This window comes from Streptantibioticus silvisoli (genome assembly GCF_027947535.2).
Lineage (GTDB): Bacteria > Actinomycetota > Actinomycetes > Streptomycetales > Streptomycetaceae > Streptantibioticus_C > Streptantibioticus_C silvisoli.
The window spans coordinates 17,511-29,136 of sequence record NZ_JAAGKO020000075.1; the positions used below are offsets into that span (position 1 = coordinate 17,511).

9 protein-coding genes are annotated in these 11,626 nt (G+C 73.4%); 7 read left to right on the forward strand and 2 right to left on the reverse strand.

The window, feature by feature from the left end; translation table 11 throughout:
* The first annotated feature begins 188 nt into the window (after window positions 1-188).
* From POF43_RS31320 to POF43_RS31330, 3 genes are all read left to right on the forward strand, one after another.
* Window positions 189-1,088 (forward strand): glycerophosphodiester phosphodiesterase, encoded by a 900-nt coding sequence (locus POF43_RS31320; protein ID WP_271323946.1) that lies wholly within the window; start codon window positions 189-191, stop codon window positions 1,086-1,088.
* 243 nt (window positions 1,089-1,331) lie between these two features.
* Window positions 1,332-1,829: an ATP-binding protein gene (locus POF43_RS31325; RefSeq protein WP_303658382.1), complete on the forward strand. Its 498-nt coding sequence runs from the start codon at window positions 1,332-1,334 to the stop codon at window positions 1,827-1,829.
* Between the two features lie 107 nt (window positions 1,830-1,936).
* Window positions 1,937-2,917: a DUF5926 family protein gene (locus POF43_RS31330; protein WP_271323947.1), complete on the forward strand. Its 981-nt coding sequence runs from the start codon at window positions 1,937-1,939 to the stop codon at window positions 2,915-2,917.
* Window positions 2,918-3,708: 791 nt separating this feature from the next.
* Here the strand turns inward: POF43_RS31330 and POF43_RS31335 are convergent.
* Entirely contained in the window at window positions 3,709-4,530 is an 822-nt protein-coding gene (locus POF43_RS31335; RefSeq protein ID WP_271323948.1) for a bifunctional DNA primase/polymerase, read from the reverse strand.
* Window positions 4,531-5,737: 1,207 nt separating this feature from the next.
* Here POF43_RS31335 and POF43_RS31340 point away from each other — a divergent pair.
* Both POF43_RS31340 and POF43_RS31345 read left to right on the forward strand, forming a co-directional pair.
* Window positions 5,738-7,078, forward strand: coding sequence for a PP2C family protein-serine/threonine phosphatase (locus POF43_RS31340; protein ID WP_271315080.1), 1,341 nt, complete (start codon window positions 5,738-5,740; stop codon window positions 7,076-7,078).
* Between the two features lie 340 nt (window positions 7,079-7,418).
* Window positions 7,419-8,882 (forward strand): aminopeptidase P family protein, encoded by a 1,464-nt coding sequence (locus POF43_RS31345; protein WP_271323949.1) that lies wholly within the window; start codon window positions 7,419-7,421, stop codon window positions 8,880-8,882.
* 326 nt (window positions 8,883-9,208) lie between these two features.
* Here POF43_RS31345 and POF43_RS31350 read toward each other — a convergent pair whose 3' ends face one another.
* Window positions 9,209-9,664, reverse strand: a complete 456-nt coding sequence (locus POF43_RS31350) for an ATP-binding protein (protein ID WP_271323950.1) — start codon at window positions 9,662-9,664, stop codon at window positions 9,209-9,211.
* A gap of 261 nt (window positions 9,665-9,925) precedes the next feature.
* On the opposite strand from POF43_RS31350, the gene POF43_RS31355 reads away from it, so the two are divergent.
* On the forward strand, window positions 9,926-10,756 hold the full coding sequence (locus POF43_RS31355; protein WP_271318598.1) for a hypothetical protein: 831 nt from the start codon (window positions 9,926-9,928) through the stop codon (window positions 10,754-10,756).
* 110 nt (window positions 10,757-10,866) lie between these two features.
* A complete protein-coding gene (locus POF43_RS31360; protein WP_271324750.1) occupies window positions 10,867-11,604 on the forward strand; it encodes a YcnI family protein in 738 nt (245 codons plus the stop codon).
* Window positions 11,605-11,626: the final 22 nt, after the last annotated feature.

Sequence of the window (11,626 nt, forward strand, 5' to 3'; positions counted from 1 at the left end):
TATCGGATGAGTTGGGGTCCTGCGGACGCCCACCGGGCGGGGCCGGCGGACGCGGGGTGCGGATTCTGCTGGGGGACAGCATTTCCCACCGTGCGTCGGACCGCCGTAAACAGTCCGCATACCGGAGGGTGACTTCCTTTAACTCCGGCAAAACGGACACTGGTACGCGACGATGGCACGATAGCCCGGTGAGCTATGTGTCCGCCGAGGGGTCCGCCCTTCGGTCCCCCCGCCCCATCCAGGTCGTCGCCCACCGGGGAGCCTCCCAGGATGCCCCGGAACACACCCTTGCCGCCTATCGCAAGGCCATCGAGGACGGCGCCGACGCGCTGGAGTGCGACGTGCGGCTGACCGCGGACGGCCATCTGGTCTGCGTGCACGACCGGCGGGTCAACCGTACGTCCAACGGACGCGGAGCCGTCTCCGCACTCGAACTCGCCGAACTGGCCGGGCTCGACTTCGGCTCCTGGAAGGACCCCTACGAGGAGCCGGACCACGACCCGGAGCGCGACGGACCGGGCTCCGCGACCGACGCGCCGGACGCAACCGGGTACGGCGAGGGGGGCGATCCCGCGGAACGCAGCGCCGTCCTCACCCTGGAGCGGCTGCTGGAGCTGGTCACCGACGCCGGGCGGCCGGTGGAGCTGGCCATCGAGACCAAGCACCCCACCCGGTGGGCGGGCCAGGTCGAGGAGCGGCTGCTGGAGACGCTGGACCGGTTCGGGCTGCGCGAGCCGGCCGATCCCGCGCGGTCCCGGATCCGGGTGATGAGCTTCTCGGCGCGCTCCTTGCGCCGGGTCCGGGCGGCCGCGCCGGGGATACCCACCGTCTTCCTGATGAGTTACGTCACGCCGCCGCACCGGGACGGCAAACTGCCCCCGGGCGTGGGGATCGCGGCACCCGGCATCCGCATCCTGCGCGCCAACCCCGGTTACGTCGCGAAGCTGCGGCGGTCGGGTCATCAGGTACACGTCTGGACGGTGGACGAGCCGCGTGATGTCGAACTCTGCGTGCACCTGGGGGTGGACGCAATCATCACGAATCGCCCCAAACAGGTGCTGGAGCAACTCGGACGGGTGACCGGTTAGACGAGTAACCCCTCTCCGAATCGGGCATGAGGCGGTCGAACACGTTCATCGCCGGTCCATGAAGGACACGCGAACCTGGTCCGGTGACGTTCGAAGGTACGAAAGCGACACGATCGCGCCGTAAGGAACGTCGAACGTCCGTTTCCGGTCCGTCCGGTCGGGGCATTCACACCGTGGCGCGGGGTGCGGGAGGGAGTGGGGGTGGCTTTGGTGGTAACCCAGGAGGTCCCGACTTCCTCAACCATGGCGCTGCCGCATGGTCCTTCGGGTGTGGGCCAGGCCAGGCGGCGGCTGCGCGACGAACTGCTCGGCCGCGGAACGCCGGAGACCGTCGTCGACGACGCGGTACTCGTGCTGTCGGAACTGCTCGGCAACGCCTGCCGGCACGGCCGGCCGCTCAGGGACGGCGCCCGGGTCCCGGGCATACGTGCCAGCTGGTACATCGACGAGGACGGTCTGCTGACCCTTGAGGTGACCGACGGCGGCGGCCCGACCCGGCCGCGCCCCGCGTCACCGTCGCTGACCGCGCGCGGCGGCCGCGGACTCGGCATCGTCGGCACGCTGACCCTGGACTGGGGTGTACGGGAGGAACCCGGCGCGCTCACCGTGTGGGCGGTCCTGCCGGTCCGCGGACGGCACGCCCGCCGCTCCGGCGGAGCCCGCTCGATCAGGCCGCCGGCACCCACGACGAGCCGGGACGCGCTGCGGCGTTACGTGGGCCTGTTCGACGACTTGGGCTGACGAGCGCGGCAGCCGTCGCGGCGGTGCGACGCGTCCCGCCCGGCCGGGTCCCGCAGGGCACTAGGCTCACGCCGGAAACGTAACGCCCGAGCGGAAGACACCCAGTCATGGCGAAGAAGCGCACCCCCACCCAGGACCGCGGTCGCACCGCACGGCACGAGGAGGGCACGGTCCCGGTCGTCGGGGCGCGTGAGCCCTGCCCGTGCGGTTCCGGCCGCCGTTACAAGGCCTGCCACGGCCGGGCCGCCGCCGAGGCGGTCACCGAGCTGGTGCGGCGGCCGTTCGAGGGGCTGCCCGGGGAGTGCGACTGGGTGGCGCTGCGCGAACTGGTCCCCGCCGCCACCGCGGAGTTGACGCCGAAGGACGGACTGCCCGAGGGCGTGCCGAGCCTGACGCTGGCGACCGTGCTGCCGATGGCGTGGCCGGCGCTGCGCCGTGAGAGCGGCGAGGTGCTGCTGGGGCTGCAGAACGACACCGCGTCCGGCGACATCAGCCGCGACCTGGCGGGCACGCTGCGCGCCGCGCTCCAGGCCACGCCGGGGCAGCCGGTGGAGGCGCTGCGCCCCGACCCCTCGGGGCCGCGTCTGCAGGACCTGCTGGACCTGTCGGTGCCGTTCGTGCCGTCGGTGCACACCGGGTTCGAGTTCTGGCTCGGCGGTGAGCAGGAGGTCGCCAACGCCACCGGCGAGGTCGCCGCGTCCCTGGAGCGGGCCAACGAGGCGGCGTTGCCGACCGAGCGGCTGACCGGGGTGGACGCCGCGTACTGGTGCGCCACGCCGGAGAAGAACCACCTGCGCTGGGTCATGCCGCACCCGGAGGAGGCACTGCTGGACGCGCTGGCCCGGCTGCACGCCGCGGGCGCGTCGTCGCTCGGCGAGGACACCCGCCTGGTCGGGTCGTTCCGGGCGCACGGCCTGGTCGTCCCGGTGTGGGACCTGCCGGTGTCGGTCCTGGCGGCCGAGATGGAGAAGCCGGCCGCCGCGTTCGGCGAGCGGCTCGGTGACGCGCTCGCCGTCGGCACCCCGCTGACCGCGCAGGAGCGCAAGGCCCGCAGCGGGTTGGCCAACCGTCAGGTCACGCTGAGCTGACCGGGGGCCGTTCGGCCCGTCGTGCGGTATACCGCACGATCACTGCGGCCCTTCCGCGATGCGCGGGAGGGCCGCAGTGGCATGTGCGGGTTCCGGCGCCGGTGCGTACGCCGGCGCGTATGGCAGTGCGTCGGGTGGGCGGGGGCGACGCGTCAGGTGCGCGGTGGTGCTTCGGCCATGCGTGGCCGGCGCTTCGGCGGCGCGTGCGTGGTGTGTCCGGTGCGTGCCGCCCGCGTGTCGGGCGCGAGCGGGGATGGTTCGGCGGCGCAGGAGCGGCGCGTCCGGTGCGTCGGGCGCGGGCTTCGATGCTTCGGCGGCGCAGGAACGGCGCCGTCCGGTACGCGCCGCCGGCATGGCGTGTGCGGAGGCGGTCAGGGTGATCGACGCCACACGCCCGCCGCCGGGGGCCGACCGGGACGGTCGCTGTAAGTCGGCGGCGGAACGTCCGGCGGCGGCCCCGCGGACGACGTCATGGTCCGGACCAACGGGGGTGAATCCCCGGCAACTTGGTGTCAAAGGCCAGTTGAGGACGGGGTTATGAGCGCGTGATCCCGGTCACAAAAGCATGAAAATCAGCGCTGACGTGGACTTTTGCACCGCCGCGGCGAATTTGCGAACGGCCCAAATCTTGTTACCTTCTAAATGTGCCCGGTCGCTGGTGCATCCCCCGTCGCCAGCGATCGGGCCTTTCCATGCCCGAGGGGTCCGCGTGACGTGTACCGCGGCACCCGGGCGGCCCCGAACGGACCGCGGTACACGTCGTGCGCGGCCCGCGGAACGTAGGGCGCCGTTCAGTACGAGAGCCGGTGGCCGTCGGGGGCGCTGACGCCGGCCGCGACGAGCATGTCGACGATCACCGCGATGTCGGGCAGGTACGGCGTGCCGTCCGCCCCGGGCTGCGGATCACGCGCCCAGCACACCGTGCCGCCACCGGTACGTGACGGCGGCAGTACCACGTAACCGCCGGTGCCGTGGTAACGCAGCGACGACGGCACCCATTCGTGGCGGGAGAGCAGGTCGCCCAACTCCTCCATGGAGTACGGCGCGACGAGCAGCACCGTGCGGGTCGGCGTGGCGACGACCGGGCCCAGGCGGACGCCGAGGTCCTCCAGCGCCTCCAACACGCGGGCGCCGACGGTGGCCGGCAGGCTCACCGCCGAGACCGGGTCACCGGTGGCCAGCAGCAGGGGTGCGTCGGGGCGCCGGGTCCACCACCACTGCACCATGCGGTGGTCGGTGGTGGCCGCCAGCAGTCCCGGATCGTGCGGGTGGGCGCCCGGTACCGCGCAGTCGGGGCGCGGACAGGCGCAGGGGCGCTGTCGCCGTTCCCCGGATGCTCCTGTGCGCCGGTCACGCCGGTCGCCCCGGGTGCCGCCGCCGATACGTCCGGCCGGAGCCGCCGGGGCGCCGGAGCGGCCCGCCTCGCCGGCCGCGTGGTCGTGGTCGTGCCCGACGCCTGGCAGCACCGGCCAGTGCCACTGCTCGGCGCAGGTCAGCGCCGCCTCCCGCAGGGCGGACCGGTCCCGGTCGACGTCCTGCCTCTTCCGCCCCAGGGACTTCAGCAGCCCCAGGGGCCACGTGAACCTGCGTCCGCTTCCGAGGATCTCGCGCATCAGCGCTCGTTCCTTTCCGTAAACGCTCAAGGATCTGCCCGTACCAACCAGTACCGCCGCTCCCCCGTGAGGGCAGCCGGACGTTGTCTAGGTAGCGCGTCACGCCGTCGGCCGAGCGTGGGACGTGGCGTGCGGGGCGTCTCGGCACCGGTGGTGGTTCCCTCCGGCGCGCGGAGTCACGTCCCCGTGGCGCTTGCCGTTCGTGGTCCCGTTCGTGTGATGCCTCGGGTGCGTCCCCCGGCGCACCGATGAGTCAGCTTTCCTGTCACGACTGTCCTGTACGACGCGTGAGCCGGGTTACGGGTTCCTGCCGGATCGGGGTCGCCGTCCGCGCGGGGAGCCTGTCGTACCGGTTTTCGTGTCGTGCCGGGTCGTACCGTGTGCCGGTGATACCGCGCGGTGCCGCGTACGGTGTCGTGGCGTCAGGCCCCGGAGTACTCACCGGGCCCCGTCGCACATCGCGCTGCCGGACCCTTTCGGGTTCCGATGCCGCGTACCGCCGCCGTGCTCACCCGCGTGCTCACCACGAACGTACCCGCCGAGGCGGATATGACGCGCTGTTGACTGCCCCCAGTCGATCGCTCACCGACTCGTGGGGAGACTATTTTCGGTCATCCTACTGCCACGCGGGCCGTTGGACGTCACACTACGGGGACACCCGTGCGACCAGCGGCGCAATCCTGGACATGTCCGCATCCATGCGTGTACAAGGGAGGTATTGATAGCAGCGCAACACGACATGGGGGTTTGCAATGCTATTGACGGAAAAGCGCAGTTCACGAGCAGCGCCGACTGAAAATGTGAAACGTCACGAAAAACTCAGATATCCGGGCATTGCATCTCATGCACGGATTCCAGCGGGAAGCGCCCGGCCATGAGCGCGGCGCGCCTTCCGAAAGTGGCCGGAATCGACCCGGCCACCAGCGATGTCGCTGACACTGACGCGCGTGCGAAGGCGCGGCCTGCCGACGAGAACTCCCCGGCCGCGAACGCCTCCCCGGCACCCGCGTCACCGCTCCCGGCGGGTGGTACGGCACACCGCGCGGTACCCCCGCGCCCTGCCGCCCCCACGGCGCGCGTCCGCGGTACCGGAACGATGACCGCGTACGCCGGCGCGGGCGCCGGGTCCGGTGGCGCCCGCGAAACGGCCGACGGGGAAACGGTCGGCGGGGAAACGGACGTGCCCAGCCCGGAGGAGGCGGAGGCGATGGCCGCCATCGTCCGTCCCTTCGAGCAGTTGGCCGCCGTGCAGGACCAGTTGGCGTCCTGGATCTCCGACCTCACAACACTGCACGATTTCACCGAGCGGCTGGCGGGCACCTCGGAGCTGGAAGCCGCGTTGCAGGAAATGCTGCGCACCGGCGCGGCGCTGGTCGGCGCCCGGCGCGGCATGGTGGTGCTCGACCCGGCCGACGGACTCGGCCCGCGTACCTCGATCGGGTACGGTCTGCCGCGCGCCGACCTGGGCACGATCGAGACCGTCCCGGCCGGTTCCGCCGTCCACGGCCACCTGCTGGACGCCGACACCGACGGCCGCGACGAACTCCTCCATCCCGACCTGGCCGCCGAGACCGGGCTCGACCCGCGCCACCGCGAGGTCGCCGCACACCTCGGCTTCGGTGCCAGTTACGGCCTGCGGCTGGCCGGCGAGCACAGCGGCCGGCTCGGCGCGGTCGTCTGGTTCTACGACGAGCCCGCGGAACCCACCGGCCGCCAGCGCCACCTGGTCAAACTGTACGGGCGTTACGCGGCCGAACACGTCGCCCGGCAGATCGAGCTGGCCCGGGCCCGCGAGACGGTGGCCGTGCTGCGTGAGGAGCTGCTGCCGAGCACGCTGCCCCGGGTTCCCGGCGCGCGGCTGGCGGTCCGGCACCTGCCCGGCCGGCGCGGCGGCGGCGACTGGTTCGACGCGCTGCCGCTGCCGGACGCGGCGCTGGGCGTCTCGGTCGGCGGGGTCACCGGCTCCGGCCCCGGCGCGGTCGCCGCGATGGGCCGGCTGCGTGCCTCCCTGCGGGCCTACGCGGTCATGGAGGGCGAGGACCCGGTCGCGGTCCTGTCCGACCTGGAACTGCTGCTGCGGCTGACCGAACCGGCGCGTACCGCGACCGCGCTGTTCGCCTACGTCGAACCCGGCGAGCGCAAACTGCTGATGGCCGGCGCCGGGCACTGCCCGCCGCTGGTGGTCGGACCGCGCCGGGCGGAGTACGTGGAGACGACGCTGTCGGCGCCGCTGGGCATGCTGAGCTGCTGGGAGGCGCCCAGCGTGGAGTTCGAGGCGGCGCCGGGCGACACCGTGCTCTTCTACACCGACGGGCTGCTGCACCGCACCGGCGAACCGATCGACCGCGCCTTCGCGATCCTGCACGCCGCCGCCGCGAACGCGCCGCGCGGCTGCCTCGACGACCCCGAAGCGCTGCTGGACCACCTGTTGAGCGCCTGCCTGCCGCAGACGCCGCCCCCGGGCGCCGACGGCCCGCACAGCGCCTATCACGACGACGTGGTCCTGCTGGCCCTGCGGTTCGCCGACCCGTACGGCGGGGGCCGTTGAGCGGAACACGACACGTGCGGGGGCCGCGGCGGGGTCGGCCGCGAGGGCCCGCGGTGGTGCTGGCGGGGCGTCCGCGGTGACGGGCCGGCGCCCGCGTCGGCAGGCGCCCGGCGTCCGCGGGGGCAGCGGGTTCGTCCCCGCCCGGTGGGCATGATCGCGCCCGTCCGCACCGGGGTTGACCTGCGGCGCAGTCCGTTCGGGAGCAGTGGCGGGGGAGTTGTCCACAGGCGTTGTCCACAGGCCCCGACGGGATCTTCCGCCCCGACCTAGGATGGTCAGCGGTGGAGGGGAACGGGCCCTGAACCTCCGCCGGCGCACGGGCCCTGAGCAGGAGGCTGTCGTGACCGAGGACAACGCCCCGGAGCCGGTCGAGGGCGAAGAAGCCGAAGAGCCCATCAAGCAGCGGAAGAACGGCCTGTACCCGGCCGTCTCCGACGAGCTGGCCGAGCAGATGCGCACCGGCTGGGCCGACACCGAGCTGCGGGACCTGCAGCCGATCGCGCAGGCGTCCTACGCCGCCGCGCGCCGCGCCGCCGTCTCGGCGCGGTTCCCCGGCGAGCGGCTGGTCGTCCCCGCGGGCAACCTGAAGACGCGCGCCAACGACACCGACTACCCCTTCCGGGCCGGCACGGAGTACGTCCACCTGACCGGCGACCAGACCCAGGACGGCGTGCTGGTCATGGAGCCGACCGCGGACGGCCACCGCTCCACCGCCTACCTGCTGCCGCGCTCCGACCGGGAGAACGGGGAGTTCTGGCTCTCCGGCGAGGGCGAGCTGTGGGTGGGCCGCCGCCACAGCCTGTCCGAGGGCGAGCTGCTGCTCGGCATCCCCTGCGACGACGTGCGCGAGCTGTCCGTGCTGCTCTCCGAGGCGACCGGCCCGGTGCGGGTGGTGCGCGGCTACGACGCCGGCATCGAGGCGGCGCTCACCGACAAGGTCACCGCCGAGCGGGACACGGAGTTCAAGGTCTTCCTCAGCGAACTGCGGCTGGTCAAGGACGAGTGGGAGGTCGGCGAGCTGCAGAACGCCTGTGACGCGACCGCCCGCGGCTTCGAGGACGTCGTCAAGGTCCTGGACAAGGCGCAGGCCACCTCGGAGCGGTACATCGAGGGCACCTTCTTCCTGCGGGCCCGGGTCGAGGGCAACGACGTGGGCTACGGCAGCATCTGCGCCTCGGGGCCGCACGCCACCACGCTGCACTGGGTACGCAACGACGGTCCGGTGCGCGCCGGCGACCTGCTGCTGCTCGACGCCGGGGTGGAGACCCACTCCCTCTACACCGCCGACATCACCCGCACCCTGCCGGTCTCCGGCAGCTACTCCGACCTGCAGCGGCAGATCTACGACGCGGTGTTCGAGGCGCAGGAGGCCGGCATCGCGGCGGTCCGGCCCGGCGCGAAGTACCGCGACTTCCATGACGCGGCCCAGCGGGTGCTGGCGGAGAAGCTGGTCTCCTGGGGCATCCTCGACGGCCCGGTCGAACGCGTACTGGAACTCGGCCTCCAGCGCCGCTGGACCCTGCACGGCACCGGTCACATGCTCGGCCTGGACGTGCACGACTGCGCCCAGGCACGGGTCGAGGCCTACGTCGACGGCACGCTGGAGCCCGGAATGGTGCTGACCGTCGAACCCGGTCTGTACTTCCAGGCGGACGACCTGTCGGTCCCGGCGGAGTACCGCGGCATAGGCGTCCGCATCGAGGACGACATCCTGGTGACCTCCGACGGCAACCGCAATCTGTCCGCCGCCCTCCCCCGCCGCTCCGACGAGGTCGAAGCCTGGATGAGGTCGCTGCACGGCTGACGCGACCGGCGTTCCGTCGTGGGGCCCGCGCCCCCCGCCGCCGCCCCCCCCCCCCCCCCGCCCCCCCCCCCCCCGCCGGCCGCCGCACCGCCGGAGCCCACCGCACCTTCAACCGCCGCACCACCGGAGCCCACCACACCGCCGGAGCCCACCGCACCCTCGACCACCTCACCGCCGCAGCCCACCGCACCGGAGCCCACCACACCGCCGGAATCCATCGCGCCCCCGCAGCCCCGCACCGCCAACCACCTCACCGCCGAAGCCACCGCACCGCCGCAGCCCACCTCAGCGCCGGAGCCAACCGCACCGCCGACGGAGTCGCCCGTTCAGGACGCCTGGGCGAAGGTGCCGGTGGGGGGCTTGAGGGACTTGTCGAAGGTGACGACGGCGCCGTTGCCGGGGGTGTTGCTGATCTGGACGTGGTCCATGAGGGCTTCGATGAGGAAGAGGCCGCGGCCGCTCTCGGCGTAGGAGGAGTGGCCGTGCAGGGTGCGGACCGGGCGCGGGCCGCGGACGACGGGGAAGCCGGGGCCGGAGTCGGTGACCTCGATGTGGCAGCGGTCGTCGTCGATGCTGGCGGTGACCCGGTACTCGTCGGGGCCGGTGCCGGTGGTGGCGGCGTGTTCGACCGCGTTGGCGCAGGCTTCGGACAGGGCGACGGACAGGTCGTAGGAGATGTCGGGGTCGATGCCGGCGGTCTCCATCGTGCCGAGGAGCATCCGGCGTGCGAGGGGCACACTCGCGGCTTCGCACCGCAGGTGCAGGGACCACCAGATGCTCATGCTCCCAGCCTCCTGGCTGCGGGTCGACATACGGTTACGTATTGCCGCGAAGGCCGCTTTGTAAGCCTCGCGTTGACGTGATGCCGCTCATTCGGCCGACCGGGGCCCGGCGCTCCGAGGCAGTGGGGGTGACGGGAGGTGAGCGGGGGCGCGTCCGGGCCGGCGGGGCGTGCGGGGACGGCAGGACGGCCTCCGCGCACCTCCGCGTGCCGCCCCCTGCCGTGGGTGGGGCCGGCGCCGGGTGGGAGGATGACGGGCGTCATGACTGCCCCCGCGCGCGCCGGCGCCGATCTGCGACTGCTGAGGGCCGCGGTGTTCGCCGCGGCCTGCGTGACGCTGTCCGCGGCCGGGCACGCGTGGGCCTCCGACGCGGCGGTCCCGGTGGGGGCGCTGGCCGCGGCCTGGGTCGTGGTGTTCGCGGTGGCGGCGCCGCTGGCCGGCCGGGAGCGGTCGCTGCCGGGGATATCGGCGCTGATGGTGGCCGGACAGGCCGGGCTGCATCTGCTGTTCAGCACCGGTCAGTGGTGCGCGGCGCCGGTCGCGGGCGGTTCGGCGCGGACGACGCGGGTGATGGCGTTGGCCGGGCGGCTGGTGTGCGGTGGCGGCGGGCCGGTGCGGTTGACGCCGGCGAGCGCCTACGCGGTGGTGCGGCGGGCGGGGATCGATCCGTCGGCGGCGCCGGGCGTGCCGGCGGGGTCCCATCTGGCGCGGGTGACGGCCGACATGGTCGCGATGCCGGGGATGCCGTCCATGCCGGGGATGCACGGCGGGATGGCGTACACCTGGCAGATGCTGGCCGGGCACCTGGTGGCCGGGGTCGTGGCGGGCTGGCTGTTGCGGCGCGGCGAGGCGGCGTTGTGGCGGCTGGTGCGGTTGTCGGCGGACACGGCGGGACGGCTGGCGCGGCGGTTGCCGTGGCTGGCGGTGGTCGCGGCGCTGCTGGCGTTCGGCTCGGCCGGGGCGGCGGGGACGGACCGCGGGAGAGCGCGCCGGACGCGGCGCGCGGAGGACGGGGACGGGCGGCCGGAGTCGGTCTGCCTGCGGCATTCGGTGGTGCGGCGCGGGCCGCCGTGCTGGGCCCTCGCGGCCTGAGCGGCGGACCTGGCGGACGGCGGAACGACGACGTCCTGGGGACCGGCCGCGGTCGCGGCACGCGTCATCCATGACCGTTTCGTACCACTCATCCGTGGAGTTTCCTCACCATGACCACCTCTCGCAGGCGTGTGCTCAAGCGTGGCTCGGCGATCGCCGCCGTGGCCGGCGCCGGGGTGCTGGCGCTGGCCGGACCGGCGTTCGCGCACGTCACCGTGGACCCGACGTCGGCGGCCAAGGGCAGCTACAGCACGATCTCGTTCAAGGTTCCGAACGAGGAGGAGGGCGTCGACACCACCAAGGTCCAGGTCTTCTTCCCCGCCGACGAGCCGCTGGCGTCGGTGGAGACGCAGCCGGTGGCGGGGTGGACCACGACCGTCACCAAGGTCAAGCTGGCCAAGCCCCTGACCACCGACGACGGCCAGGTCACCGAGGCGGTGTCGTCGATCACCTGGTCGGGCGGCCACCTCGCGCCGGGGCAGTTCCAGCAGTTCCCGGTGTCCATGGGGCCGTTGCCGGCGAACGCGGGCAGCTTGACGTTCAAGGCGTTGCAGACGTACGGCAAGAACCAGATCGTGCGGTGGATCGACATCGCGCGGCCCGGCGCGGCGGAGCCGGCCCATCCGGCGCCGACGTTGACGCTGACCGCGGCCGACACGGCGTCCGGTCCGGCGTCCAGCGCCTCGCCGGCGGCGGCCACCGCGCCGGCCCAGGCGTCGGCGACCGCCGGCAAGGGCGGTGACACGACCGCGCGGGTGCTGGGGGTGGTGGGCATCGTGCTGGGCGCGGCGGGTGTCGGCTACGGGGTGCTGGCCGGGCGGCGGCGTTCCGGCGGTACGGCGGCCTGACACGGCCGGCGGCGGGGGGAAC